This is a genomic window from Streptomyces montanus (assembly GCF_005786655.1).
Lineage (GTDB): Bacteria > Actinomycetota > Actinomycetes > Streptomycetales > Streptomycetaceae > Streptomyces > Streptomyces sporangiiformans.
In genome coordinates this window covers 89,750-116,703 of record NZ_VBZC01000029.1, presented here as the reverse complement: position 1 = coordinate 116,703, position 26,954 = coordinate 89,750, and the positions used below count along the sequence as shown (strand labels likewise).

General features: G+C 71.0%; 16 protein-coding genes. All 16 read right to left on the bottom strand.

Annotated features, from left to right (window positions below; all coding sequences use genetic code 11):
* Positions 1–3 precede the first annotated feature (3 nt).
* Positions 4–900 (bottom strand): peptidoglycan-binding protein, encoded by an 897-nt coding sequence (locus FE633_RS25575; protein ID WP_138047537.1) that lies wholly within the window; start codon positions 898–900, stop codon positions 4–6.
* Positions 900–2,459 (bottom strand): DUF6519 domain-containing protein, encoded by a 1,560-nt coding sequence (locus tag FE633_RS25570; RefSeq protein WP_138047536.1) that lies wholly within the window; start codon positions 2,457–2,459, stop codon positions 900–902. The genes FE633_RS25575 and FE633_RS25570 overlap by 1 nt, the downstream gene beginning before the upstream one ends.
* A gap of 139 nt (positions 2,460–2,598) precedes the next feature.
* Positions 2,599–4,740, bottom strand: coding sequence for a hypothetical protein (locus FE633_RS25565; RefSeq protein WP_138047535.1), 2,142 nt, complete (start codon positions 4,738–4,740; stop codon positions 2,599–2,601).
* Positions 4,741–4,786: 46 nt separating this feature from the next.
* Positions 4,787–8,629: a putative baseplate assembly protein gene (locus tag FE633_RS25560; RefSeq protein WP_138047534.1), complete on the bottom strand. Its 3,843-nt coding sequence runs from the start codon at positions 8,627–8,629 to the stop codon at positions 4,787–4,789.
* Entirely contained in the window at positions 8,626–11,757 is a 3,132-nt protein-coding gene (locus tag FE633_RS25555) for a putative baseplate assembly protein (RefSeq protein WP_138047533.1), read from the bottom strand. The genes FE633_RS25560 and FE633_RS25555 overlap by 4 nt, the downstream gene beginning before the upstream one ends.
* Positions 11,754–12,152, bottom strand: coding sequence for a GPW/gp25 family protein (locus FE633_RS25550; protein WP_138047532.1), 399 nt, complete (start codon positions 12,150–12,152; stop codon positions 11,754–11,756). The genes FE633_RS25555 and FE633_RS25550 overlap by 4 nt, the downstream gene beginning before the upstream one ends.
* On the bottom strand, positions 12,149–12,481 hold the full coding sequence (locus FE633_RS25545; protein WP_138047551.1) for a hypothetical protein: 333 nt from the start codon (positions 12,479–12,481) through the stop codon (positions 12,149–12,151). The genes FE633_RS25550 and FE633_RS25545 overlap by 4 nt, the downstream gene beginning before the upstream one ends.
* Positions 12,482–12,510: 29 nt before the next feature.
* Positions 12,511–13,047 (bottom strand): phage baseplate assembly protein V, encoded by a 537-nt coding sequence (locus FE633_RS25540; protein ID WP_138047531.1) that lies wholly within the window; start codon positions 13,045–13,047, stop codon positions 12,511–12,513.
* Positions 13,048–13,100: 53 nt separating this feature from the next.
* Positions 13,101–14,240 (bottom strand): hypothetical protein, encoded by a 1,140-nt coding sequence (locus FE633_RS25535; protein ID WP_138047530.1) that lies wholly within the window; start codon positions 14,238–14,240, stop codon positions 13,101–13,103.
* Positions 14,233–14,601, bottom strand: a complete 369-nt coding sequence (locus FE633_RS25530; protein WP_138047529.1) for a LysM peptidoglycan-binding domain-containing protein — start codon at positions 14,599–14,601, stop codon at positions 14,233–14,235. The genes FE633_RS25535 and FE633_RS25530 overlap by 8 nt, the downstream gene beginning before the upstream one ends.
* A gap of 9 nt (positions 14,602–14,610) precedes the next feature.
* Positions 14,611–15,291 (bottom strand): hypothetical protein, encoded by a 681-nt coding sequence (locus FE633_RS25525; RefSeq protein ID WP_138047528.1) that lies wholly within the window; start codon positions 15,289–15,291, stop codon positions 14,611–14,613.
* 59 nt (positions 15,292–15,350) lie between these two features.
* On the bottom strand, positions 15,351–16,037 hold the full coding sequence (locus FE633_RS25520; protein ID WP_138047527.1) for a hypothetical protein: 687 nt from the start codon (positions 16,035–16,037) through the stop codon (positions 15,351–15,353).
* Between the two features lie 14 nt (positions 16,038–16,051).
* A complete protein-coding gene (locus FE633_RS25515) occupies positions 16,052–23,359 on the bottom strand; it encodes an eCIS core domain-containing protein (protein WP_138047526.1) in 7,308 nt (2,435 codons plus the stop codon).
* Entirely contained in the window at positions 23,356–23,607 is a 252-nt protein-coding gene (locus FE633_RS25510) for a hypothetical protein (RefSeq protein WP_246113829.1), read from the bottom strand. The genes FE633_RS25515 and FE633_RS25510 overlap by 4 nt, the downstream gene beginning before the upstream one ends.
* A gap of 71 nt (positions 23,608–23,678) precedes the next feature.
* A complete protein-coding gene (locus tag FE633_RS25505; RefSeq protein ID WP_138047524.1) occupies positions 23,679–25,676 on the bottom strand; it encodes an ATP-binding protein in 1,998 nt (665 codons plus the stop codon).
* Positions 25,677–25,743: 67 nt separating this feature from the next.
* Entirely contained in the window at positions 25,744–26,751 is a 1,008-nt protein-coding gene (locus FE633_RS25500; protein ID WP_138047523.1) for a Pvc16 family protein, read from the bottom strand.
* Positions 26,752–26,954: the final 203 nt, after the last annotated feature.

The following is a 26,954-nucleotide window of genomic DNA, read 5'->3' as shown; positions in this document are numbered from 1 at the left end:
CCGTCAGCGTCCTGACCTGGGCACCTTCAGTCTGTCCCAGCTGACCTTGCCCGGGATGCCGTCCGCGTCCTTGCCCTTGAAGCCCTGCCTCTGCTGCCAGAGGGCGTAGGACTTGCGGTCGGCGTCCGTCCACTCGGGGCTGGGGCCCTCCTCGTAGCGGCCGCAGCCCTCGGCGACCAGGCGGCGGCCCATCGCCGTGATGATCGGGGACTTCTGGCCGGCGTGGAAGAAGCCGCTGCCCGGGAACGGCTCGTACGACGGCTTGGGGTCGGGCTTCGGCTCGGGGGCGGGGTCGTTGCCGCCGCCCTTGCCGCCGAGCCGCTCCCGGATGCGCCGCCGCATGCCGTCCATCGTGAAGCCGCGCGGGTCCTGTTTGCCCGGCTGCCACTCCTTGTGGCCGATGACGGAGCGCTCGCTCCAGCCGTGGGCGCGGCAGATCGCGGCGGCGACCTTTTCGATGGCCTCCTTCTGCGCCTCGGGCCAGGGGTCCTTGCCGTTGCCGAGGTTGATGCACTCGAAGCCGTAGAAGTGACGGTTGCCGTCGGTGTCGGCCTCGTTGTCCGGCGGGAGCTTCGTCTCGTTGATCACGGCGCGCAGCACGTCGCCGTCACCGAGGCCGGCGTGGTTGGCGCGGCCGTTGCCCACCAGGTGGACTTCGCCCTTCTTGTCGATGACGCCGTGGCACAGGGGCCCGGGCAGGCTCGAGTGGCCGTCATAGCAGAGGTCCACGGAGGCGCTGGTGCCGGAGGTGACGGTGTGGTGGATCATCACACCGTTCATCGGGCCCCAGGGGCCCTTCGAGTTGCGGTTGTGGCGGCGCCAGTTGCGTACCTCGTGGACCGTCAGACCCTCCGCCCGCAGGATCTGCACCATCTTGGACGCGGTCAGTGGGGTAGCCATCAGTTGTCTCCTTCCAGGGCGGCCTCCGCCTCGGCGGTGGTCTGCGACCTGCTCCCAGGGGAGGAGCTCTCGGCCGCGATCTCCTCCTCACGCGCCCGTGCCTCCGCCGCGAGCGTCGCCTCGTCGGCCGCCGGGATGCTGCTCGCCAGCGGGCCGAAGGCGAGGCGCAGGTCCACGGCGCCGGACTCGCCCTTGACCAGGGCCAGCGGGGCGAAGTGACGGGCGATGCCGGCCGGTGCCTGGAGCAGGGGCTTGCGCGCCGCGTCCACCGGCCATTCGACGCTGCCGGTCGCGGTGCGGGCGGGGACGATCCAGTGGTCGCCGGTGCGGTACGTGCCGCCCTTGGCGAAGTAGACCTCGACACCGTCCTCCAGGGGCAGCCACTCCCCCTCCTCCACCGGGACCGCCCCGTCCCGCGGGGCGGAGGCGCGGCCGCGGCGCTTCGGCCCCTCGTGGTGGTCCCAGCGCCGCAGGAACGGGTGCAGGTGGGGCAGACGTCCGACGCCCTGTTCCGGCTCGGCGGACAGGCGTACGCGGCGGCCGGGCAGGTCCAGTTCCTCGACCCTCAGCAGCGGCAGGGGTTCGAGACGGGAGGCGTAGGCCGTGTCGGTGAACTCCACGCGGTCCCCGACGTTCAGGTCCAGCTTGTCGTCGTGGCCGAGGGACGCCAACTGCACCCAGGTGCCGTCGAGTTCGTCGACCGGGAAGACCACGGAGCCGTTCTCGCGGGACCACTTGAACGTGGCGTCCTTCGCCTCGCCGCCCTCGTGGACCTCCACCCGGTACAGCTGGTTCTCCGGGCCCCGGTAGCGGGCGTCGGGCTTGACCAGGCACGGGTCCTCGTCCGCGTGGTCCGGCCGCTCGCTGCGCGCGGCGAGCCGCGCCGAGGAGGCGGACTGGCGCGTCGCCCATTTGTCGAAGGCGGCGCGGACCACCTCCTTCGACAGGTCGGCATCCTCGATCTCCAACTCGTCGAGGGAGAGCGGCAGTACCTGCCAGACGACCTTGGCGCGTGCGGCGGTGTCCGGCATCGCCGCGCCGAGCGCGACCTCGCGCAGCGCCGGGTCCTCGGCCGCGGTGACCGAGCGCTCCCAGACCAGCAGGTAGACGAGGAAGGGGTTCGCCGCGGGCGAGGGCAGCCGGTCGCCGGGCTTCTCCGGGTCGCGGTAGCCGTCGGGCTGGTCCCAGTAGGTCCAGTGGGCGGGCGGCTGCGCGGTGTCCTGTTCCGCGGAGTCCTCGGTGTCCTCGTCCGGTACGGGTGTGCCGGGCGCCGGGCGGAACGCGTCGCACAGGATGCCGTCGACGTAGTAGCGCCCGCCGTGGATGTGAAGGGTGTCGATGTCGTGCTTGCCGCCGACGTACTCGATCCGGAAGCCGGCGGCGTTGCGCGGCCCGCCGTGCTGCCCGATCAGGTCGGCGGTGAGGGCGCGGGCCTGGTGCAGCTGGATGGCGGTCTGCTCGTTGGCGTCGGCGTCGATCTGGACGCGGCCCTGCTGGGCTATGACCGCGGAGTAGTGCCGCTCCGGGCGGAAGGTGGAGCGGGAGAGATCTGCGTGCATGAAGGGGGTCCCCCTGGTTCGGAGAAGTGCAGGTTCACAAAGTCGTTGTCGGCGCCCGTCACACAGGCCAGTACGAGGCTCAGGTCACGAGGACTCAGCTCATGAGGGCTCAGGTCACGAGGATTCAGGTCACGAAGGCTCAGGTCACGAAGAAGATCCCCGCATCCGTGCCCGCGGGCGTGTACTCGGCCAGCCGCGCCCGCAGACTGTCCTCGCGCTGCGGCCGGTAGAGGTCGTGGAAGGCGCCCGGCTCGGCCCCGTCCTCCGCGCCGCGCCGGATCTCCTCGGCGCAGCGGTCCGCCAACTGCCCGTACCAGGGCGTCCCGTAGCGCTCGGACGTGAACAGCGGACGTACCCGGGAGGCCTGCGCGGGGCCGGCCAGATCCGGCTGGCAGCGGTACCGGCGCGGCGTACGGGACCCGGCGGGGACGTAACTGAAACGCAGGCAGCCGATGCCGCGCCGGGCCACGTGCAGCTTGCCGGTGAAGACCGAGTTCTCGGCGATCCGCACCGCGTGCGTGTGCACCTCGCCGATCACGGTCGTGCGGTGCAGGTGCAGGACGGCGTGCGCGTGCCGGCAGTCGGGCGCGGAGAGGGCCTCGCGGTCACTGCCGGTGGCGTCCAGGACGCTGTCGCGCAGGTGGATGTCCAGGGGCTCCTCGGAGACCTCGTCGCCGATGACCTCGATCGTGCCGAGGATGCTGTGCTCGATCTGGAGGCACGCGGTGGTGCGCTCCAGGACGATACTCGGCTCCTCCGGCGAGTGCGGGTCGCACTCGGGCTCCAGGGACCAGCCGGGCACGAGCGTGGAGTGGCGCACCACGACGGCACCCATCGGGCCGGTGACATTGATGCCGCGCCCGGCGACCAGCAGTCCGTCGAGGACGATGCGCGGCCGGTCGCCGGGGGCGCGGTCCTCCGTCACGGCACGGACGTTGAGGGCGTCGGGGCGGTTGCTGTACCAGTCGAGCAACCGGATCACCGGCCGGGCCCCCTCGGCCGCGCGCAGTTCGAGACGGTCGCCCGGGTCGAGGTCGAAGTCCAGCTGCTCCTGGTAGGCACCGCTGTGGGTGATCTCGATGATGCCCTCGGGCCCGCAGCGGCCGGCCCGGCGGTCGTGCTGCCAGGCCCGGAAGGCGTCCATGATCTGCCGGTACGTCTCGCCGGGGCCGACCGGGTAGACGGCGGCGTCCGGCCGCGGCTCGCGGTCCCGTTCGTACTCGCCGCCGCCCATGTCCGCGCCGAACGCGTAGTGGTAGTCGACCCACACGCCCTGGCGGGGCGCGGACCGCGAACCGAACGCGATCCGCCCGAGCTCCGGATCGACCGCGACCTGCCCGCGCCTGGGCCGGTAGCGCCAGTCCGAGAGGTCGGCGACGACGATGTCGGAGAGCGGTACGGGGCGGTCCTCGCCGTCGCGCCGGATCACGAAGCTCTTGCCGGGGCCGTAGTAGTCGGCGAGGCGGTCATGAAGCCGGCGGCGCCCTATGAACGCGGGGACGTTGTCGACCGTGGCGATGTGCGTGGCCGACGGCTCCGGGACCGGCTTGGTGACCAGCGGGGTGTCGTTGCCGAGGATCGAGAAGGTGTAGAGGTTGCGGGCACGGTCGATGCAGTACGCCGGTGCGGACGTCAGCGAGTACGCCTTCAGCCGCCATACGAAGAGACCGACACCGGCGGGGGTCAAGCCCCCTTGCCGGTAGCGGGAGTCGGCCCTGCGCACGTCGGCCGTGCGGGCCAGAGCCCCGAAGGGTCCGCCCGCCAGGTCGAGCGCGGAACCGTCCCGGAGGTCGGCGAGACGGCCGCGTCCCGCCCGGTGAGCGCCCCCGTCGCCGTACAGCTTCACCGGCTGCTGGTGTGCGACGTGGCGGGACAGTTCGACGGCCCGTGCGGGCCAGTCGGCCACCTGCTCGGAGAGTTCTTCGAGGAGGTGGAGTGTGCCCTTGCGGCGGCGGTTGGCGACGGTGGCGGCGACGTCGCGGCGTGGTGCGACGGCTTCCGCGAGCTCGGCCGAACTCCCGTCGCGCAGACCGGTGGTGAGGACGCGTTCGTAGCCCGGCAGCGTGCGGTAGCCCACGAGGTCGCCGAGGTACGGCAGCACCCAGGGGGCCGCCGTCTCGACGAACAGGTCCTCATAGCCCTGCTCGACCCCACTGCGTACGCGGTCGACCTGCTCTGCCATGACCGCGAGCAGGGCGCGCAGCGCCTCCCCCTCCTGCGCGTCGCGCAGCCGGTGCCACTGCGGGAGCAGCTCGGCGAGTCCGTCCGGTTCCCTGGACATCACACGCCCTCCTTCTTCAAATGGACGTCCGCCGACATCGCGGTCATCACTTGACCTCCGTCAGAATCAGGGTGTCCGCGGCCTTCGGCGACAGCAGCGCGAGCTGCGCCGGGCGGATACCGCGGAACACGAACACCGACCGGCCGCTCTCCAGGCGCCGGGTGTCGGTGATGTCGGGGTTCAGCCGCAGCAGTTCGGCGAGCGGCATGCCGTACCTGGCGCAGATCTCCGACAGCGTTTCGCCGTCCTTCGCGCGGACGGTGTGGATCTTCTCGTCGTACGTCGCCGGGCGCGCCGGGACCGATGCCTTCGGTTCGCCGGGGTTGGCGAGCAGTTTCGTGAGTTCCGCGGCGGTCGCGGAGGCGGGTATGCCGGTGAAGACGTCGACGTCCAGGTAGTCGACGCCGGGCACCTGGTGCGCCGTGGCAAGGATCTCGGAGAGGCGGGCCGGCTGTCCCAACTCGCGGCCCTCGAAGCCGAGTCGGCGCAGCAGGGCCTGGCGCAGCCGGGGTTCGACGACCTCCCAGGTGTGGTCGGGCGCCACCTTCACCTTCGCGGCCACCAGCAGCGCGACGAGTTCGCGTGCGTCCACGCGGACCGGGAGGCTCGGGTCGCCGTACTCGGTGAGCGCGCCGCGCAGGGAGCGCAGCAGGGCCGAGTTCTCGCCGTCCTCCCCGATCGGCACGTCGTCCGTGCCCGCGACCGTCACATGCAGCACGCGGCGCCGGCCGTCGAAGAGTTCGCGCGCGGCGGCCCGGCCGATGCCGGCGCGGGAGCGGGCGAAGTCCTCGTAGTCGGCCTCCGACACGAGGCGGTCCAGGGCGGAGACGGCCAGCGGGACCGTACGCCGCGTCAGCGCGGGTCCGTCGGCGTCGGCGCCGCCCGTGGCAGGGCGCGGGTTGGTGACCGCGGAGACGCCGAGGGGCCGGGTGATGGCCTGGGTGATGCGCCCCGCGGCGACGTTGGCCGCCTTGCCGGTGCCGAAGCGGTAGCGGGCGCGTACGTTCTCGTGTCCGCTGGACAGGCGCGCGCCGTGGATGCCGTCGCCGAAGGTCACGGTGGTGCGGCCGTCGGCGGTGCTGCCGGTGATGTAGACGCGCTCGCGCGGGCCGCGCCCGGCGAGGCTGTCGACCTCGTGCCAGAGCACTCCGTCGACCCTGACCTCCAGAGCGGGCGTGGCGCCGAGGGGGTTGTCGTCGGCGAGCCAGGTGAGCGGCGACTGCCAGAGCGCGAACGTCTGGTTCGTACGGTCGGAATCGCCGCTGCCGATCGGCTCGTCCCGGCCCTCGCCGTGCGTCGCCTCCACCACGTTGCCGAGGATCTTCACGGTGGCACGGCGGTAGCGGTACGCGAGGTCCGTGGTCAGCGTCAGCTTCGTGTGGACGTGGTCGCCGGGCAGTTGGGGGTCGACCACGGGCTCGGCGGCGGCGATGGTGACGACTTCCGTGGCCTCGACGCCCGCCGTGCCGGGGATGTCGCTGCGCTCGCCGCCGACGATCAGCGTACGGCCGGGCTGCAAGCCGTCGTACAGCTCGGCGAGTTCGATCTCGTTGCCGTGCACGTCGTCGCCGAGCGGCTCGTCCGCGAGGCGTAGTGGCCCGCCCGCGGCGTGCACGGTGGTGTCGCGGATGTGCGAGAGCAGGACGTCGAACTCGTCCAGCCACGGGTCGGCCAGGACGAGTTCGGTGCCGCGGCCGGTGATTCCGTAGTTGGTGTACGCGGCCGTGCGCGCGGCCACCACCTTCGTGGTGACGAACGCGAGCTTCGCGTCGCCCGGGATGCCGTCCTCGGTTCCCTTGGTGGGCCGCTGGATCGCGACCCAGCTGCCGACCGTGATGCCGTCGTGCACGGTGTCCAGCTGCAGCACGCGGCGGTTGGCGGGTTCCGGCTTCGAGGCGAGGACGATCTCCACGTTGGGCGGTGCCCCGCTGCCCACGGTGTGCTTGAGGCTCACCTCGTACTCGCCGTGCGTGAACCGCTCCGGGACGCCCGGCCGGAGGGTGACCTGCTGGGAGTCGCCGTTGTGCACGCCGACGTGGATCAGGCCGTCGTCGTCCGGACGCGACACGAAGAAGGTGCGTTCGGGCAGGCCCGAGTGGAGGCGGGCCGTGACGCCGGGCTCCTGGGAGTCGGTGGGGCGGCGGTTGAGCCAGCTCAGTTCGCGGTCCTGACCGGATCGGGTGGACAGGTCCACCTTCCCGGGACCGAGGTCCAAGTTGACCGGCTGCTGGACCGGCAGGTTCTCGCCGCGCTGGACGGTCCTGCTGCCCTCGACATACTGGAACTCTGCCCGCACCGGAACCTTGCCCGCCGTGTCGTACACGATGCGTATGCTGACCAGGGCAGCGCCGGTGAGGGGCCAGTCCGCGGTGCGGATGACGCGGCCCTTGTCGTCCTGGACCGGCTTGAGCGGGGCCGTGCTGCCGAAGGGGGCCGCGGTCACGCGCATCGCGAGGAGTTCCCGCAACAGCTGCGGGGTGCCGGGGGCGGCGGCCGTCCGCCAGGCCGGGTAGAGGCCGCTCAGGCCGGGGCTCAGGGTCGAGAGCAGCTGGGCCGCGTCCGCGCCGGGCTGCCTGGACTGTGCGCCCGCGGGTGGCGCGGGGGCCCTGCCGCGGAGTGCGGGCAGGACGGAGGTCAGGGCCTGGAGGGCGGCTTCGCGTTGGTCGAGGGTGCTCTTCCTGGTTGCCGGGCTCGGGTCGTCTGCCCGTTCGTCCGCCCGTTCGTCCGCCGGCTCGTCCGCCGGCTCGTCCGCCGGCTCGTCCGTCGGCGGCAGGGGCTGCGAGGGCGCCGACTCCAGTGCGCGCCCGGCCAGTCCGGCCAGTACGGCCTCCAGCTGCTCGAACCACGCGGCCACGTCCTCGTACGGAGTCGCGAGGACCTGTGCCTCCCCAAGTCGCGCGATCGGCTCGGCGAGACGGGCCGCCAGGCGCTCGGGCGTCCTGACCTTGTCCAGGTCGGTGCGCAGGGGTTCGAGTACCTGGTCCTCGAAGTCCTCGATCAGGCGGCTGACCGGGCGCGGGTTGGGGACCTCGGGCGTGGGCGGCTCGTCGCCGGGCTCGCCCGGGGCCTCGGGCGCGGCGGTCCACCGGCGCACCTCGTCGACGAGCTCCTTGAACGTGGGCGGGGCCGACTTGGGCAGAGAGATCGCGGTGATCTCGTCGTCCCGGTCGATCCGTGCGTTCGCCACGGGCAGCAGCTTGCGCTCGGCGCCCGCCCGCTCGCCGAAGACGAAGAGCAACTGGTCGCCGGTTCGCAGGGAGTGGGCGGTGCCCTCGACGAACAGCTCGGAGCGGCGCTCCAGGTCGTCCGGGGTGACGAGCGAGGGGCGCCGGCGCCGGACCTTGAGCTCGTTCCAGTCCCAGCGGGCCGTGAGGTCCCGGCTGGTCTCGAAGGTCTGCGACTCCTCGTCGGCGGACGCGGGGACGCTGTGGCTGCGAGCCCCGCGCGGGATCACCACGGGCAGGGTCTCGGCGCGGCGATCGCGTTCGAGTGTGTACGCGAGGTGGGTGGAGGCGGCGACGCCGGGCCGGGGCCGGTGGCCGACGAGCCGGCCGAGCAGCACCAGGGAGCGGTGCTCGTTGGCCGTGCGGACGTAGGCCTCGTCGGCGATCCGCTCGGAGTGGAAGGTGAGCAGGTCGCCCAGGACGGCGGTGGCGTCGAGCAGGCCGATCGCCGGGTCGTCGGGGGTGCGGACGGTCAGCCGGTTCAGGGCCGGGTACGCGGGTGAGGCGAGCCGGTCGAGCAGGGCGGCCAGAAAGGAGCCGTACTCGCCGACGCGGTAGTCCAGGGCGGTGCGGCCGGGCGGGTTGTGGAGCGGGGCGGGGGCGAGGCGCTCGTCGTGGCCGCCGCCGCACGCGCCGCCGCAGGTGCACTCGTCGCTGTCGGTCATCGGGCACCTCCGAGGGATATCGCCAGCAGGCCGTTCTCCGGCCGGTCGGGGTCGTTGTCGCAGGTGGCGATCTCCAGCGGGCCGAGCCGCAGCACGCCGTCCTCCCTCTCTCCTCGGTCCTCGTGGAACAGCCTTCGCAGGCGGGTGACATGGACGCTCTCGACCCCCGGCACCGCCGCCGCGGCGGCGACCAGGCGGCTGAGCCCGACCGGTTCACCGAAGGTCAGCGCGTCCGGGTGGAAGAAGCCGAGCCGTCCGCCCGGGAGGCGGCCGCTGCCGAGCACGCGGTACAGCTCGGCGAGGATCTGCCCGTGCTGGTGCCCCGGCTTCGCGCACACCTCCAGCGCGATGTCGAGCGGCACCGGGCGGGCGGGCCCGACGACCAGATCGTGGCCGATGCGCCGGTACGCCTCCAGGGACTGCGCCACCGCGTCGAGCAGGGCGTCGGAGGGGGCGCCGGTGCCGTGCGCGTCGATCGCGATGTGGGCCTCCTGGACGCTGCCGGTCCAGCGGATCTCGGCGGCGGCCCGCTGCACTCCGGGCAGGGCGCGGGCGAGGGCCGCGTAGTCGTCGGCGGTGACGGCGCGCAGTCGGGTGCGGCGCAGGTCGAGCGGGGCCAGCTGGCGTACCTGCTCGATCGGCTCGGGACCGATGCCGCCCACGGCGGGCAGCGGGTTGCGTACGCCGGCGACCGGCGGCTGTTCGCCGTCGCCGCAGAGGACCAGATGGTTGATGGCCTCCGCGCCGACGTTGCCCGCGGTGCCGCCGCCGAGCCGGTAGCGCAGTTCGAGGCGGGCGCCGGGCGTCGGCCGCGCGCCGTGCCGGCCGTCGCCGAACCGCAGCGCGAGGCGTCCGTCGTCCTCGAGTTCGCCGACGAAGTGCCGGTCGCGGGAGGCGCTTTCGAGCAGGTCGCGGCGCGGCTCCCAGGTCACGTCGCCGTCGTGGACCCGTACGGCGGGCAGTGCCTGCCGCGGGTCGTGCCGCAGGGCCGCCGAGGCGGGACCGCGGAGCACGTGCTCGTCGGGGTGCAGTCCGGCCGCGTACACCGGTCCCCAGCTCTGCGCGATCTCCCACGCGATGTGACCGTCGAGGACCGTGCCCGCGCGGGCCCGTGCCGTGAGCACCTCGGCGCGGCGCAGCTTGGCGTCGAGCAACGTGTCGCCGCGGTGCAGGAGTTCGCGCAGGGCGCGGACCGGGTGGCGGTGCAGTTCGAGCCGCTCCAGGACCTTCAGACCGTAGATGACGGTGAGTTCGGCGATCTCCTCCTCACTGAGCCCGTCGCGGTCGCGTGCGCTGCGCCACAGCTCGACCAGGCGCTGCTTCACGCGTTCCGGGATGGCGCCGATCCGCTCGGCCTGGCCGGCGGCGACGGTCCGCTGCCGCGGGAACGGCACGGCCTGCGCCACGGGCGAGCGGCCGAGGACCGGACGGAAACGGGGCGCGATGCCCGGGTAGACGGACTGGGCGAGCAGCGTCCTGAGGGCCGCGGCCTGGGCGTACGCCGTGCCGGGCACCACGCGATCCTGGCGCTGCCCGGCAAGTTCCAGGCCGAGTCCGGCCCGTACGGTCGCTTCCTCACCGAAGACCTCGAACAGCTCGCGGATGTCGTCCGCGGTGAGCGCGCCGCCGCGCTCCGTCCGGTCCGTGAGGGAGCTGATGAGGCGAGCGGGCGCGTTGCCCTCGTGCCGGTCCCAGCAGCCGAAGGACGGAGGATCGCAGGGGCTGACGACGGCGGGCACGGGCGGCACGGTCACCGTCTCCGGCAGTCCGTCGCCGCACCAGTTCAGCGAGCGGCCGTGGTCGACGAGAACGACGTTGCCGCGCGCCACGGTCACGTCCTCGACGGGTTCGCAGTCGCGTCCGCCGCGGGTGGTGAGGCAGAGGGGGAAGCGCAGCGCGTCCTCGGCGGCCCAGGTGACGTCGAGGACCGGCTGGTCCTCGATCCGGTCGATTCCGGGGGTGACGGAGGTCAGGCGCACGACCTGCCGGTGGGCGGGGTCGGCGTCGCCCGGGGTCCCGGTGCGCGGTCCCTTCACCTCCTCGAAGACGAGGAGGTCGCCGGGTTTCAGGTCGACCCGGCGCTCCTCGCAGGTCTCCGCGTCGCGCCACTCGTCGCGCAGGGTCGCGGCGGTGGCCCCCTTGGGCAGGGTGCACACCTCGCCGCCCCAGGTCCACAGGCGGATGGCGTTGTGGGCGGCCCGCAGCTCCAGCGGGTCGGCGGACACGACCGGTTCGAAGACCTCCACGGATCCGCGCTCGTCGAGTTCGGCGAGGTCTCCGTCGTCGATGACCGTGCCCGGCTCCGGGCGGTCGTGCGGGTCGAGGGTGCGTACGTCGACGGAGGCGAAGCGGTACGTTCCCGGGAGCAGCGTGTGCTCGCCGGCGGTCTCCACGGTGACGTACGCGCGTGCGTTGCAGCCGTCGTGCATCGCGTAGTCGATGAGCCGGACGTGGCGGCGTACGGAGACCCTGCGGCGCGCGGTGTCGAGGTACGCCTCGGTGGCGACCGCGTCCTGCTGGTAGCTGAGTTGGTCGCCGGTGTACGCCAGCAGCTCGACGAGGGTCGTGCCCAGGTCGGCGGGGTTGCGTTCGACCCAGTCGGGGGTGGTGAGCGCGAGCCGGTCGAGGAGCAGCTTGCGGATGGTGTCGTAGTCGCGGGCGGTGTAGTCGATGACGGGCGCGTCGGGGAACTCCGGCGTCTGCCGCTGATCGTCCTTGCAGTCGAAGGGCGTCGGGCAGTCGGGCCGGAAGGAGAAGGACGCGCTGTGGTACCGCTGGTCGAAGCCGCGGAAAGGCTCCGTGCCGGGGCGGCCGTAGGGGTCGGTCTCCACGACGGAGAGCCGGTAGCGGGAGCTGTCACCGGCCTTGTCGAGGGTGACGTACAGCCGGTCGTCGAGCTCGGGGTCCTCCTCGCGCTCGACGCTCACGTCGACGGCCGCCAGGCCGGTGACGCGGCGGCCGCCGTCGATGCGTACGTTCTCGGGGCTCAGGCCGTGCGGGGCCTTGCCGAGGAAGGTGACGGTGAGCACGAGCCCGTCGTCGCTCACCTCGACGGCGTCGACTCCGTTGAGCTGAGCGGCCCTGACCTTGGCACGCCGGGGTGTCGTCGTTGTCGTCGTACCCGTCATGCGGCGGCCCTCCCCTCGAAGACGTCGTCGCGGCGCGTTCCCGTGGAGCGCACGGCGTACGAGAGATGCACGCGGACGGCGTTGTCCTCGCTGACCACGTCCAGGGCCTCCACTTCGATGAGGTCGCCGAGCCAGCGCTGCAGGGAGGCGTGCACGGTCAGTTCGAGGGTGCTGGTGAGTTCGGGGCTGTTGGGCGCGAACACCAGGTCGAGCAGTCCGCAGCCGAAGTCGGGGCGCATCACGCGCTCTCCGGGGCTGGTGAACAGCAGTTGCTCGATCAGGTCGCGGACGTGTTCGTCGCGGTCGGCGTGTGCGGTGCGGCCACGGCGGTCGGCCCGGAACGGGAACGCGATGTCGGTGCGAGGGCGGGTGCGCCCGTGGGTGCGTGGGCTCATCGGACGGTCACCTTTCGCTGCGCGGTCCGGACGACGGGCGGCCCCTGCGGCACGGAGGCCGCCGTGAAGCACTGGGCCGAGGAGGTGTCGAGCAGCACGGGCGCGCCGTCGACCGTGATGCCGGTGCCGTCCGCGGTCCAGCGGACGGAGACGCATGGCACGGGCACACCGTCGACGGTGTGCGGGCAGCCGGTGACGACATAACGGTGCGCGGCCGTCGCGACGGGCATGCCGCCGACGAGCGCGGTGCCGGCCGATGTGGTGGTGGCGGCACGGCCGCCGTGCGGGCAGCTGATCATGGCAGCCGCGCCGAGCAGATTCCCGGATATCCCGGACACGTTCTTCCTTCCCCCGGTTTCTATCGCTTCGACGCGACGGTCAACTGGCCCTCGTTCACGTCCACTTGGTTTCCGCGCAGAACGACCTCCGCGCCGAGGCCGTTGGAGATGACGATGGCTTCCTTGGTGATGCGGATGTACGCGCCGCCCTGGGCCTGCAGCAGAATCCCCTGGTCGGCGCCGGGCGGATCACTCATCACGATCTTGTGCGCCTCGGGTGTCTGCACCACGACGGGCTTGGCCTGCGACGCGGGCTGCACGAGACGGCGGGCATCGGGCGGCAGCTCGGCCTGCTCCCCGTACCAACACCCCGTCCACACCGGGAAACTGGGGTCGCCCTGCTCGAACTCGACCCACACGCCGGTCCCGGGTGCCGGCACCACGAACTGACCCGCCTGCGGCCCGGTGAACGGCAGGCAGGGCAGCGCCCAGGTCGACGGCTCGTCGCCCAGGACGTCCGGGACCTCGACGGTGATGCGGCCGATGTGCAGCGGATCGTCGTTGTCCACGACTCGGCCGCGGAACTTGCCGAGGTAGCGATTGCTGGGTGCCGCCATGCTGAACTGCTCCTGGTCTGTGGGTGTTGCGTGGTGAGTCCGAGGCGCTGGGCCTAGGGCCGTACGTACGCGCTGCGCGCCTCGAGGCCTTCTCTGCTCAGCGTGAAGTTCTGCTGGAAGGAGCCCGGCCGCAGGTTGTGCGTGACGGACTTGACGTAGTAGTCGCCGTCGTACGCGCGTCCGGAACCGCGCACGCCGACGAGCTGGCGGGGCTGCAGGATGTAGCCGTGCCGGTTGACGTCGAGCGAGCCGGAGCCCGAGATCACGTCGGCGGAGACGGCGGCGCGGGCGAGGAGTTCGGCCTCGGCCTGCTCGCGCTGCTGCTTGGCGGTGCCGGACAGGGTCCTGCGCTTGAGAGCGGGCGTGGGCCGCTTGCCGAGGGGCGGGCGCAGTGGGCTGATCGGCGGTTGCGGGAGGAGCGTGGACTGCCGGGTCCCGGGGTCCTGCCAGCGGGCCTGCGGCTCTTCCCTCGCCGTCCCGTCGTACGCGAACGTCAGCTGGTCGACGGTGGAGTTGGCGTCCATGTTGACGTTGAGGGCGTGCTGGCGGATGCCGAGGCGGACCTCCGGGCCCCAACGGGCGGAGGACTGGCCGGGGTTGGGGCCGGGCTCCAGATAGAAGGTGTAGCCGTTGGCGCGCGCGAGCTCGTTGACGTACTGCAGGTCGGTGCCGGTCTGGTAGTGCACCCTCAGGTCCTGGTGCGGGGGCTGGGTGATCTTCTCCGCGTACACGTCGGGGCGGATGCCGTAGTCGGAGTAGCGGCGCAGGATGGCCAGTACGCGCTCGGAGGGCGGCAGATTCGGATACCGGTCCGTGCGCTCCTCCAGATCCATGAGGAGCGTCAGATCCTCACCGGTGACGGTCAGGGTGGAGTGTCCCGGCTGATTGCTGGCTCCGACCTCCTGGCGCACGATGAGGCCGTCGAAGAGCACTTCGGGCGTGCCCTTGACGCTGACGGTGACGATGATCCGGGTCTTCGGGTCGAAGAACCCTTCGGGGAGGAGGCTGCGGCTGATCAGCCCGTTCTTCGTGAGATCGAAGGCCAGCTGAAATCCGCTGCGTTCGCCTGCCGTCGCGGTGATCTGGGCGGACAGCAGCGCTTCGGTCACTTCGGCGGGGACGGGCCGGGCGAGCTGCGGCCCCATGTGAAGGGTGATGTGGAGGGGGCCCTGCCCCACGGGCACCTCAGCCACGCCGGTCTCCCCGCGGGAAGCCGCCGGCCAGCGGAATGTCGATCTCCTTGCCCGCTTCGTCGGTCAGCCCCCGGGGATCGAGGACCGGGTTGGCATCGGCGATCTGCCACCACTGGGCGGGGTCGCCGATGTAGCGCTGGGCGAGGAGGTCCGGGCGCTCACCCGCGCTGACGGTGTGCGTCTGCGTTTCGTCCTCTTCCTGGAGCGGGGGAAGCAACCGGCGCTTGGTGTACCGGACTTCGGTCCCGTCGGGTTGCTTGTGGATCCCGATCTCGGCGTCGTGGTAGCGGCTGGACCGGGGGTAGGGGTGCGCACCCGGTATCGCGTCCAGTGCGTTCTCGTACGGTTCGATGTCGGCCATGACGTCTGATCAGCCCCTTCCCGTGCCGATGTCGCCGGAGGCGAGCCCCAGCGAGCCGAGTCCTGCGGCGCGGGCCGCGCCGGCGAGGCGTTCCTTCTGCGCGAGGTGCGCGTAGTAGAGCTCGGCGCCGCGGTGGCCGAGCGGCAGGTCGCTGACGGTGAGCACCTTGAGTCCGATGCTGAGCGAGGCCCGGATGGGGTTGAGGTTGACGTCGAAGGCGGACTCGTTGATGGACAGCTCCGTCAGACGCACGGGCATGACGCGCTTGCTGCCCCACGTGAAGAGGGTCAGCGGCATCTCGATCGGGCTGATCTCGATGGTCCCCTTCTCGGACAGCCGGCTCGCTTCCCGGAGCTGCGACGACGTGGGCTGCACAAGCATCTCGAGAACGGCCAGTTGGGGATGTATCCCGTCCGGCGCCGGTATCTCGAACTGGTCGGTGGCATCAATCTCGGCGGTGAACTTCCAGGTCTCCTGAGCGGGCCCCTTGAGCCGCAGCGCCTCGTTTCTGTCCCCTCCGCTCCCCCCTCCGCCCCCGCCATCGCCTCCGGCGGCTTGCGGCGCGACGGAACGCTCCAGCGTGTCCGGATTGAACTGCAGCACGATGATGCGCTGCGGGGTGCCGCGCTCGGGGTCGACGATGACTATGCCGGAGCGGATGGGTTTGGGGATGTTGGCGTAGCGGGTCATGAATTCTTCAGCTTTCCTAGCGCTTTGGATACAAGTGGGCGGACAGGACTTCCTCTCGTCTACCCGATGCGTTCCACGAGCCGTTGCCGGAGCGACCCATAGTCGTGATCAGGGAAAATCCTCGGGAGCGCGTCGAGCATGTTCTTCAGGCGACCGACGGTGATCTCGAATTCCCGGGAAGCCAGCGGAGCCTCAGTGAAGAGGTGCTGCCAATCGTAGGCACCCTTGGTGAGTTGCAACGTTTCGAAGTACCCGCTGTAATCGAGGTTCATTTTCCAAAGACCTTGCCGATGGTCTGTAAACCAAATTTCAGGATTTTCAACGCCTGATTGAAGCCTGAGCGCAGCAAAGGTACCAGCTCCGGTATACGGAGCTTCGTCGATGATGCGGAGCTCCGACCCCAAACGCCGCTCATCATCCGAGTACAGTGATGATGCGAAACTGGGCGGATCCTCGTGAATGACGTGCGCAATGGGAGTCAGACGGAACTCTCCCGCCACGAACGCATACGGTTCAACGGTTTTCCATTGGCTACCAAGTTCGGAGAATCGAAAATGATTCTCCTGGAGTGATGGGTCGAGCGTGATGTTCTCCCAGTCTGCGAGTTCCTCAAATGCTTCAGCTACATCACCAGCAGTCGGATCGATGTCACCTTTCAGATCTCTCATGACGGTGATACCCGGGCTGCCCCTCAACCCATCGACGACATTGAGCCAGCTCTGTTCATATGCTGTGAGATCTGTCATTTTTCTCTACTCTCTCAGAAGGACAAACGGCTGGCGGCGGCTTGCAGCTTCACGATTATCGCTTGACGCGACCGTACTGCCGCCGGGGACAGGTTGCCCTCCAGCAATGCTTCTTTTAGGCGTTCCATTCCTGAAAACCTCCCACCAACTTCGCGGCTCCTCATGGCAACAATCCGTTTAGCGTCGCGCGCGTTGAGTTTGGTGACGGCCCGGATGGCGTGGGCGTCGTCTCGGTTTACGTTTGCTGTGAGTGGACCATTAGCCCCGGGCGTGGCCCACGGGGGTGGGTCGAATTGTCCAGTTGTCCAGCTTCCGGCTCGCGGGGATACGCTCTCTCGCTCCCAGGGGCCATTTCGATGATGATATCCTCCCCAATACATTTTCACGGAGCTCGGGAAACCGGGATATGCACTGCGCATTGTGATATCCACGTCGTACCACACCATCTTGTTGTAGTTCGAGTCTCCGGGTTTCGCTCCTTTCTTCTTCCCTACACTCTTTCCCACCGAAAGTGCTGCAGGATGCTCTGCTCCCTCCCTGGCGTCGTTGTTGTCGTCACGGGTTGCCGGCACCAGGTTGGATGTGGTGGTGTGGCCACCCAACTGGGCCGTCAGCATGTGCATGCGCACCCACGCCGCGTGCTTTCCATGATTTCCCTGGACGACTGTGTCCCAGCCCAAGGGCCACGCATCCGGCCGCTCCCCGGCCTCCGTTCCGTTTGGCGTCGATTCTTTGATGTACGAAGCTTTGAAGCTCTTCGCCACTGGGCCATCAGAGAAGGGGGGCAGGATTGTCGGAGGCATCGGCGGTGCGTCTTGTTCAGATATGCGTTGCGCAAGCAGGTCAGCGAGTTTCTCCATATTGAACTGCAGTGCTTGCATCTGCTGCTCGAATGCCGAATCCCCTGCTCCCCGGAAGATTGGTGTTCCGTAACGATTGCCGTTCCGGCTTGAGACTTCCTTGTCTGGCATTCGATCCTGCGCGCTGTTTACAATTTCGCCTTGCTCCTCGGCCTCCTTCCGGGCCCGCTCCTGCGCGGTGGACAGTTCTGGATCGTTTTTCTGAAGCTTTTCATTGTCTTCTTGCCACGTTCTGAAGTAGGTCTGAAGCGGCTCAAGGTGGCTGCGCACGGCCAGATCAGCGCTCTTGCCGCGGCCGTTGAAGAGCAACGTATGCCTTTCACCGGCCTTGGTCCGGAAAGGCACCTTCGGCAGCTCGTAGTCCTTCTGGCCCTCAGGTTCACGCCTGCGGTCGCGCTGCCTGTTCCGCTTACGCTGCTCATTGCGGCGCATCCGGTCCCGCTGCCGCCTCCACTGGTCCCTCACGCGGCGCGTGCGGTTGTTGAGCTTGCGGCCCAGTTTGCGGCCCTTGCCGAAGAGGCGGCGGCCGGCGCGGCGGGCCCTGTTCAAGGCCGACTTGATGGTCTGGCGGGCGCGGCGGAGTTTGCGGCGGGTGCGGGACTCGGGCTTGCGGCGGGTGCGCTTCTTCGTGGGGAGCTTCTTCTTGCCGTCCTTGTCCCGGTCGCGGTCCTTGTTGTGGCCCTTGTCGTCCTGGTTCTTCTTCTTGCGGAGGAGGTCCTTGTCCCTGTCCTTGGTCTGGTCCTTGTCACGGTCGCGCTTCTTGGCCGGGCGGCCGTCGGGGCGGCGCTTGTCCGGGCGGTCCGTGTCGGGGCGGCGCTTCTTGCGCAGGGTGTCGCGGGCCGGGCCGCGGCGGGGCTTGCCCGGGGTGGGCTTGTCGTCGTCGCGGCGTTGCTTGCGCTTGGCGTCGCGCAGGCGGCGGTTGGCCGCGTTGAGTTCGCGGCCGTCCTCGCGGCGTTCGTGTTCGTCGGGCTTCTTCTTCGCCTTTGGTTTGGGCTGGTGCGTCGGGCGAGGCTTCTTTTCGGGGGCGGGGCGCTTCCCAGCGCGCGGGCCCTCGTCAGGACGGGACGTCTTGTCGGGTGAGGGCTTCTTCGGGGCCGGGCGTTGGCCAGGCTTGTCGGGAGTCTGGCCCGGCTTCTCGGTCTGGTTGGGCTTCTGCGGCTGACCGGGCCGCTGGGGCTGCCCCGGCCTGTTGGCCGGCTCGGGGCGGTTGGCCTGGCCGGGACGGCCCGGACTGTTGTTGGGCCGGCCGGGAGCACCCGGTCCGCCGGGGGACCCTGGCCCGCCGGGAGCGTCAGGTGCGTCCGGGGTCCTTTTCTTGCCGCGGAGGTTCTGGAGCATGTCGCCGAGCCGGCGGGTGACGTTGCCCATGAACCGGCTGACGCCTTCGATCAGGAACTCGTAGATAAGTTCCAGCAGGGCGACGACGCCCGCCGCCACCGCCTTCGCGAAGGGCAGCGCTCCATTGCCACTCTTGACGGACTTCAGGAAATCCATGAAGAGGCCGAAGGCGGCGAGGATTTCGCTCAGCGCCCCCCACGCCGTCTTCAGTGCGTCGATGATCGCCATGACCCATCCGGCACCGGGGATCAGCTTGGCGACGACCTTTTCGACGACCATCACGCCGATGATGACGGGGAGTTGGGGCAGCGCCTCCTCCCAGGCCATCCTGCCCATCTCCTCGGCACTGACCCCGCCCTCGATCAGCGCCTGGAAGTCCTCCATCGGAATCCCGATGATTTCCTGGACCTTCTGGTTGAACCACTCCTTGACCGCGGCCTTGATCTCGTCGAAGAGGTATTCCCTGGCGCCCGTCTCGGCCGCCGCGCCCGCCTTGCTGATCCAGTCGCCGGGGTCCGAGACGATGTCGTTGAAGATGGCGGCCCATTCACCGAGCCCCTGGACCACCGCCTGACCGAACTCCACCGCCTTGACGGTGACGGTCTCCGCGACCTCAACGGCCGCCAGCAGCCCGCCCTCCAGCACGTCCAGCCCCGCGAGAAGGGCCCCGCACAGCCCGTCGAGGAGCTTTCCGGCGACCACCTTGAGCGCGTCCGCGGCCTCGTTGACCTTCTGTACGGCCCAGTCACGGCCGGTGTTGATGGCGTTGCGGAACTTGTCGCGCATCGCCGGGTAGTCGGCGAGCATTTCGTCGCCGAAGGCGATCAGGGCGTCGGCGAAGTCGTTGATCTGCTGCACAACCCAGTTGCGCGCCTTGTCGATGAGCTCGAAGACCTCACGCTTGAACGTGTCGATGAGGTCGGTGACGACCTTGCGCGCCCTCTCGAAGAACTGCTTGATGTCCTCCTTGAGGTTGTTCCACCACTGCTCGAGCCGGTCGAGGAACCCGCCGTCCCCGTTCTCCGCCTCCTTCTTCTTGTCGTCCTGCTTCTTCTTTGCGTCCCTCTCCGAGTTGACCTGTTCGTCGTCGATCTTCTTGTTGTCGTCTTCGGTGCGCTTGTCGACGTCCTTGTTGGTCTGCTCGTCCTTGTCGGAGATGTCCTTGCGGATCTTGTCGTACTTCTTGCCCTTCTTGTCGTCGATCTCCGCGACCTTGTCGTCCTGCTCCTTGCGCCACTTGTCGCGGGAATCGGCGATCGCGGACTGGCCCTTCTCGCGCTCGTTCGCCTGCTTCTTGCTGCTGGCGTCGGTTTCGCGCTTCAGGTCCCGGTCGTGCTTCTCCTTGTCGTCCTTCGCCCGCTGATCCTTGGACTTGCGCTCCTGGCCCATCTTCTGCTGGCCCTCGGCGAAGGCCGCCTGGATCTGCGGGCCGCGATCGTGCTCGGCCACGGCGGAGGCGGACTCGATCGGCACTCCGCCGCCGGGCCCCTTGCCCCTGCCGCCGCCCTTTTCGCCGGCCTTCTTCCCGCCGCCCCCGGGAACCTTGCCCGTCAGGGTCTCCTTGGGGACGTCCGGATAGATCTGGTCCTCGCCCATCGGCCGGGCCGCGTCCTCACGGCCGGCCTGGTGCAGCTCGTCCTTCCGCTCGTCGAGCTTCTGCCCCTGCTCGTCCGTACGCTGCGGGTCGGAGTCGTCCTGGAGCGGCAGCCCGGGGGCGTCGCCGACCTTGTTGCCCTTGAGACCGTCGTCCGAGGTGGGCATATCCAGGATCGAGTCGATCAGGTCGTCGAACGGGAAGACCCTCTTGAGCACCTCGCCGCCGAGGGTCAGGAGGATGTCCCACCAACTCGGTTCCGGCATATCCGCGCCGGGCGGCTGCCCTTCCGGCCGCTGCTCGCCGGTGATCTCCTCCGTCTTGCCCTTGGCCGCGTCGGTGCGGGCGACCTTGGCGTTGGTGTACGTCCCCGGGGCGGCCGGCTTGGGACCTCCCGGCACCGTCCTGGGCGAGCCGGTCGGGCGCTCCGCCTTCGGCGGGCCCTTGCGCAGGGCCGCGCGCTCCTTGCCGACCGAGTTGCCCACGGCCCCGTTGACGCCCTTGAAGGTCTCCAGCATCTGGTACGGCTTGAGCTTCGACGCCGTGGCCAGCCCCGCCTCGGGCGTGCTCCGGGAGACATCGGGTACCGGCGCTTCCTTCTTGGGCTTCGCCGGACCGGACGCGGCGCGACCGCCGCCACCGCCACCACGGCCGCCTCGTGCGGGTGCCGGAGCCGTACGGCCGCCGCCCCGGCCGCCAGCTGCGCCACCTCCGCCGCGCCGGACGTTCTTGGCCGCCTGCCTGGCCGCCTGTCGCTGCCTGGGCGTGGCCCCGGGCTTCGGCCGTGCGGAGGGCTTCGCCGGTCCGGGCTGCGCGGGTCCGGACTGCGCGGGCTGCTCGGCCTTGGCGCCGCCGCCCTTGGCTTCCGCCACGGCAGCCGTCGGGGCGGCCGCCCCCTTGCCGGGAGAGAGCTTCGGCGCGGACGAGGGGCCGGCCGTGGACACCTTCTCCGGGCCGGTGTCGGGGCCCGGCGCGGTCGCGGGCCCCTTCCCCTGGGTGACGTCCTTCGCCTGGGCGGCATCCTTCGTTTGGGCGTCGGCCTGTGCCCCGTTGGAGTCCTGGTCGTCAGCGGCGCCCTTCGTCTCCGTGGCGTCCTTCGCCGCGGTGTCCGCCGTCTCGTCCTTGGGCTTCTCGCTCCCGGCCGAGGCCGTGCCGCCCGCCGCCTTGTCCTCGTCCTTGCCGGTGGCCGAGGTGGTTTCCGTACCGGAACCGGAACCGGCCCCCGACCCCGACCCGGCGCCGGCTCCCGTTTCCGTACCGGACTTTTCGCCGGTGCCGCCGGACGCCTTCGCGTCCTTGGCCCCGGAGCCGTCCGCGCTTTTCCCGTCGCCGGCAGCCGAAGCCGCGCCCGACTCCGCCCCCGAAGCCGCGGAGCCCGAAGCCGAGGACTCCGACGCCGAACCGCTCGCCTGCTTGCGTGCGTCCTCGTCTGCCTTCGACAGCTTTCCCGGCCCGATCGGATCGCCGCCGGACCCGGACACCGTCCCACTCGTGCCGTCAGAAGCCGTACGGGCCTCGTCGTCCCGCCGCTTGGCCTCGGCGTCCTCCTTGCGTTCCTCGGCGAGTTCCTGTTCGCGCTCGGTGTCGTCGGGGTCCGCCGGGTCCGAGCCCTTGTCGCCGGATTCCTCGGCGACCTTGTCGTCCGCCTTCTCGTCCGGCTCGGGTCCGATCTCCTGCTCGATCGACTTGTCGCTCTGGAGGTCCCGGGACAGCCTCTCGTCGGACTCCCGCTCCTCCTCCGGGGACGTGTCCTCGGCACCGGATCCGCCGCCACCGGATGCGTCCCCCGCCTGCCGTACAGCCGCATCCGACTGGTCCTTGGCGGCCGGGGAATCGATCACGCCGGGAGCGCCGTCCTGCTTGTCGGCGGCGGAGTCCTGCTGGTTCTTCCGCTGCGCGGACGACGAGGTCGATCCGTTCAGGTCGCCTTCGGACAGGTCGCCGTCGGGCAGCTCCCCTTCGGCGCCCGAGCCGTCCTCTTCGTCCTCCGCGGCCAGGTCGTCGTCCCCGTCGTCGTCCCCGTCCGCGTCCTCCTCGTCCTTCGCCTCGTCGTCCTCGTCCAGCTCCCCGGACTCCTCTTCGAGCCCCAACGGCTCGTCGTCGGCGTCCTCTTCGTTCTCGGGGTCCCCGGCGCGGCGCCCTTCGTCCCGGTCGCCGCCCTTCCGGTCCTTCTCGCCGGGCTCCGCAGCGCTCGTGTCCAGGGCCTCCGGGTCGATGCCGTCCTGCTTGCCGGCCCCGTCCTCACGCTCGCCCTCGCCGCCCTGCGGCTCCTTCTCCGCAGCGGTGGCCCCCTCTTCGGACTGCTCCGGGTCGTTTTCCTGCCCGCCGCCGGCCTCGCTCTCCTCGTCCTTCCGCGCGGCCTGTCCTGCGGCCTCCTTGTCCTGCTCCTTCGCGTCGGCCTGCTCCTGCTGCCGTGCCCCGGCGGCTTCCTTGTCCTGGCCGGCCGACCGCCCGGAAGCCGCCGAGTCCGTCTCCGCCGCAGGTGCCCTCCCCGAGCCCCCGCCCCCGGGCGCGGACCGGGACTGCCCGCCCTGCTGACCGCCCCGCTCGGGGCCACCGTCGCCCGCCGGGTCCGCGTCCTTGCGCTGCTGCGCCCGCTTCCGGCGGTCGTCGCTCGCCTTCTCGTCGCCCTCGCGCTTGTCGCGTGCGGCGGCGGCCTCCTGCCGGCGCTCCTGCTCGATGACCTCGGCCTCGTCGGGGACCGCTTCGGGGGTGGCGGCCGCCACCAGCGGCAGCGGTCCCTTCTCCACCTCCTCGACCAGCCGCAGCAGCCGGTCGATCTCGGGCGTCAGCAGCCGGACCTCCAGCAGGTCCAGTACGGTCTCCTGCACCTCCGGCGACATCCGCGCCAGTTGCAGACGTACGCGGCCCGAGAGGTCTTCCGGGTCGCCGCGCAGCGACCGCACCACCCCGTTCGCGAGGCGGTCCACCAGCGTTGCCGGGTCGAGCTGCTCCATCCGGCGACGGTCCGCGTCGACCGTGGCGTACCGCAGCCAGCCAGGGCTGGCCTGTCCCTCCTCGACGTCCGCCGCGGGCTCCTCGCGTACGGAATCCCGCGGCGCGCCCAGCACCGACGCCCGGGCGGCCGACTCCGCCTCGCGCTCGATCGCTTCCTGCGGAAGGCTGACCGAGCCCAGGTCGCGGCCGGCCCGCAACGTGCCGAGGCCGTGCGGGTTCTGGACGGTGTGCAGCAGCTCGTGCGCGAGCAGCCGCTGCCCGTCCGCGGTGCCCGGGCGGTACGCGCCCTCGCGGAAGAAGATGTCCTGGCCGACCGCTACGGCGTCCGCGCCGAGCATCTCCGTCAGCTGCCCGGCGTCCCGCCCGGTGTGCAGCCGTACGCGGCCGAGGTCGTGCCCGAGCTGTTCCTCCAGCTCCCGTCGCACACCGGCGTCGAGCGGCTGCCCGGCGCCGCTGACGATGTCCTTGGGCTCGGGCGTACGGGCCTTGGCCGCGCGCTCCTTGCGCTTGCGGCGGCGCTGTTCGGCGGCCTGCTCCGAACGGGCGTCCTGGGTCTGGGAGTTGTCGCTCACCGGGTCACCTCCCCGCGGCCGGAGAGCCCCGCGTGCACGGCGCGCGCCAGCTCCTGGCCGAGCCGACGGGCGGACAGCCCGGCGGGCAGCGGAGGCAGCCCGGACAGCGCGTCCATGGTCACCGCACCGTCCACCGCCAGCGGCACGCCGCGTTCCCGTACCAGCCGGGTCAGTTCGTGCTCGAACTCCGCGGAGACCCGGTCCTGATCCACCTGGAAGCCGTCGAGGACGAGTTCGCCGATGTTCACCCGGATCGCACTCGGTTCCCTGCCCGCGTCCCTTCGCGGACCCGTTCGGGCATCCGTTCGCGGATCCCTGTTCACACCCATCCGCGGACCTCCCCCGGTGTCAGCGAGCGCTCCAGCTTGAGGTATTCGGTACGGGCGGCCGCGAGCATGTGCCGCATCTGCAGCCGGTCACCCTCCTCGGCGGCGAGGAAGGCGCCGGACAGGGCGATGTTGCGGATCGAGCCGCCCGCGACGGTCAGCTGGGCGAGCAGCCGCGGGTCGATGTCCTTGACCGGGGCCTGCGGCGGCAGCACCCGGCGCCAGATCTCGGCGCGCTCGTGCTCAGCCGGGAACGGGAAGTCCACGACGAAGCGGATACGGCGCATGAAGGCCGTGTCCAGGGCCTTCTTCATGTTGGTGGTGAGGATGGCGAGGCCCCGGTAGGCCTCCATCCGCATCAGCAGATAGCTGACCTCGAGGTTGGCGTACCGGTCGTGGCTGTCCTTGACCTCGCTGCGCTTGCCGAAGAGGGCGTCGGCCTCGTCGAACAGGAGGAGGGCGCCGCCGCGTTCGGCGGCGTCGAAGACCTTGCGGAGGTTCTTCTCGGTCTCGCCGATGTACTTACTGACGACCTGTGAGAGGTCGATGACGAAGAGATCGAGGCCGAGTTCCTTGGCCATGACCTCGGCGGCCAGGGTCTTTCCCGTCCCGGAGCCCCCCGCGAACAGGGCGGTGACGCCGAGGCCACGGCGCAGGGTGGCCGCGAACCCCCACTCCTGGTGCACGGTGGCCCGCTGCCGCACATGCGCGACGATCTCGCGCAGCACGCTCGTCTGCCGCTCGTGCAGGACGAGGTCGTCCCAGCCCGCCTCGGGCTCGATACGCCGGCCCAGCTCGTCCATGCCGATCCGGGCCTCGTTCATCCCGGCCCGCCAGGCGAGCGCTGCGGCACCGAGCTCGTCCTCGCCGGGCAGATCACGGCGTACGGCGGCAGCGGCGGAGCGTACGACATGCGGCGGCAGCTGGAACTGCGCGACCAGTGACCGCAGTTCCCGCTCCTCGATGTCGACGACGTCCTCGAACGCACCCGCCCACAGGCCGAGTTGCTCCTCGTCGTCCAGGCGCGGCACGGTGATCCGCTCGCCGTGCGGCCGGTCCGACGGGCGCGGATCGCTGCTCGAGACGACGACGGGAACAGCCGCCCCGGCCAGGAACGCGTCGGTGGCCGCGTGCTGGTCCCGGTCGAGTTCGCCGGCCTCGACGAGCAGCGCGGCGGGCAGCAGGATCGCCTCGCGCTGCCACAGCCGGGCGAGCCGGTCGCGCTCGGCGGCGTCGGTGGGGATGTCCTCGGCGCTCATCGAGTACAGGGCGAGTCCGGAGCGCGCGGCCGCCGCGGCGGCGATGTCGGCGCGGCTGCGCAGATCGCCGCCGACCACCTCGACGAGCATCGGCGCGTCCGGCCGCGCGGCGGTCGTCCAGCCGGCGGTGACACGGCTCGCGGCGAGGTCGTACGACGGCGGCAGCTCCTCCGGCACCGGGGTGCGGCGCAGCTGGCCGTGCAGACGGGCGTCCAGGTAGGGCGAGCCGAGCAGGAAGTGCAGGATCCGCTCGTCGAGCCGCAGCCGGGACAGCGTCAGGCGCGAGACGTCGTCCAGCTCGACGATGCGCCAGCGCCGCAGCGGTGCGACCGGGGTGAGGGAGCTCCAGTGCGGTTCGGCGAGGGCGGCCAGGGCCAGCGAGAAGGTGGGGTACGCGCGCTCCGGGTCACCGCTGGCGGCGGCGCAACGGGCGGCGGTCGTGGGGTCCAACTCGTAGGCGGCGGTGAGGAGTACGAGGTCGCGCTCGAAGGACGTGAGGCCGAAGCAGGCGACGAGCGCGTCGAGGGGGGCGGTCGCGGGGGCCGCCGGGTCATGTGCGTGGTCGACGGCGCCGTCGCGGCCGCCGTGGCGGTCGTCGGATTCCGCTGCCTTGCCCGGCTCGGCCGCGCGCGCCGCGTGTGCGTCGACGCGGGCGAGGACGCGCCGGATCTCCGCGGTCAGCGTCGGACCGTCGCCCGGTGCGTCCGCCGTGCCCGTCTCGTGCGTCCTCATGCCCTCACCTGCCCCCGTTGTCCCCGTCATCCCCATTGCCCCGTTGCCCCGTTGTCCCCACGCCGCCTCAGCTCTCCTCGCCCTCGGCACCACCCACCGCGGATGAACCCGCGGAAAAGCCCGACGGGGAGTCCGAGGAGGGATCCGAGGACCTGCCCTCCCCCGCGGTCGTACCGGGCCGCGCCTGCTTGCGGGCGCGGGCGGGTGCCTTGGCGGGGGCCTTGGCCTGCGCCTTGGAGGCGGCTTTCGCGGGCGCCTTCGCGACCGTCTTGGCCGGTGCCTTCTCGGGCGCCTTCGCCGCGGGCTTGACGGGCGCCTTGCCGGCGGCCTTCGCAACCGCCTTACCGGGCCTCGGCGCCTCCGCGGAGGCCTCGGCCTCCGCAGGCGCAGGCGCGGACGCGCCGCTGCCACCCTCCCGCGACGCCTCCGCCCCGCCCGGCAGTACCGGCGGCACCGGCGCCCCGGGCGCCCCGAACGGCAGCGCCCGTACCGTCTGCCGCTCCACCGGCTTCGCCGGGACCGGCACCTCGCGGCCCTCGATGAAGACGAGAGCCGCCTGGTACACCACCGACAGCGTGTACGGGGTCTGGTGCAGCATCCCCCACAGCTTCGAGGTCTCGTCGATGTCCATCACCATCGGCGTGAACCGCACCCGCTGTGCCGCCTCGGCCAGGTCGCTGCCCGTCAAGTGGGCCCGTTCCCCGGCCTGTTCGATGATGTCCTTCGGGAGGATGGGTATCTCGTGCAGAGTGCGCACCACGGAGCCGATCAGCCGCTGGCCGACCAGCTCCGTCTCCTCGCCGTACGCGCTGATCACGAAGTGCAGGTCCAGCGCCGCGGCGGGCCGCTTGAGCAGCGTGCCGTCGGACGCGCGGGTGGGCACGTCGTTGTTCCGCTGCGAGGTGTTGGGCGTGACCTGGTACAGGAACACGGTGATGGTGGGTTCCGTCGGCGGATCGGCCGGCGGCTTGCGCGGCTCGACCTTGACGGCCATGTCGATCTCGGGCTGCAGATTGGCCTCGATCAGCAGGGCCAGGGCCTGGGTGACGTGGGCGATGGCGAGTGCGTTGCTCATGACGTCAGTTCCTCAGTCCCTCTGGTCCCTCTGACCCGTCGTACGTTCCTCTGGTCCGGCGTACGTTCCTCACTCGCGCCCCCGCTCCAGGTACTCCGCCAAGCTCAGACTCGCCGCCGGGCGTGCCGCGGCGGCGGGCCGCCGGCTCCCGCTGCCCGACGGCGAGCCGGCCGCCGTCACTTCGAGCCGCCCGATCTGCACCT

Excerpts from the sequence above, each read along its gene's own strand:
- FE633_RS25555 (WP_138047533.1), bottom strand. The coding sequence starts at position 11,757 with ATGACGGGTACGACGACAACGACGACACCCCGGCGTGCCAAGGTCAGG.
- FE633_RS25570 (WP_138047536.1), bottom strand. The coding sequence starts at position 2,459 with ATGCACGCAGATCTCTCCCGCTCCACCTTCCGCCCGGAGCGGCACTAC.
- FE633_RS25525 (WP_138047528.1), bottom strand. The coding sequence starts at position 15,291 with ATGACCCGCTACGCCAACATCCCCAAACCCATCCGCTCCGGCATAGTC.
- FE633_RS25505 (WP_138047524.1), bottom strand. The coding sequence starts at position 25,676 with ATGAGGACGCACGAGACGGGCACGGCGGACGCACCGGGCGACGGTCCG.
- FE633_RS25565 (WP_138047535.1), bottom strand. The coding sequence starts at position 4,740 with ATGTCCAGGGAACCGGACGGACTCGCCGAGCTGCTCCCGCAGTGGCAC.
- FE633_RS25500 (WP_138047523.1), bottom strand. The coding sequence starts at position 26,751 with ATGAGCAACGCACTCGCCATCGCCCACGTCACCCAGGCCCTGGCCCTG.
- FE633_RS25575 (WP_138047537.1), bottom strand. The coding sequence starts at position 900 with ATGGCTACCCCACTGACCGCGTCCAAGATGGTGCAGATCCTGCGGGCG.
- FE633_RS25540 (WP_138047531.1), bottom strand. The coding sequence starts at position 13,047 with ATGGCGGCACCCAGCAATCGCTACCTCGGCAAGTTCCGCGGCCGAGTC.
- FE633_RS25530 (WP_138047529.1), bottom strand. The coding sequence starts at position 14,601 with ATGGCCGACATCGAACCGTACGAGAACGCACTGGACGCGATACCGGGT.
- FE633_RS25520 (WP_138047527.1), bottom strand. The coding sequence starts at position 16,037 with ATGACAGATCTCACAGCATATGAACAGAGCTGGCTCAATGTCGTCGAT.
- FE633_RS25560 (WP_138047534.1), bottom strand. The coding sequence starts at position 8,629 with ATGACCGACAGCGACGAGTGCACCTGCGGCGGCGCGTGCGGCGGCGGC.
- FE633_RS25550 (WP_138047532.1), bottom strand. The coding sequence starts at position 12,152 with ATGAGCCCACGCACCCACGGGCGCACCCGCCCTCGCACCGACATCGCG.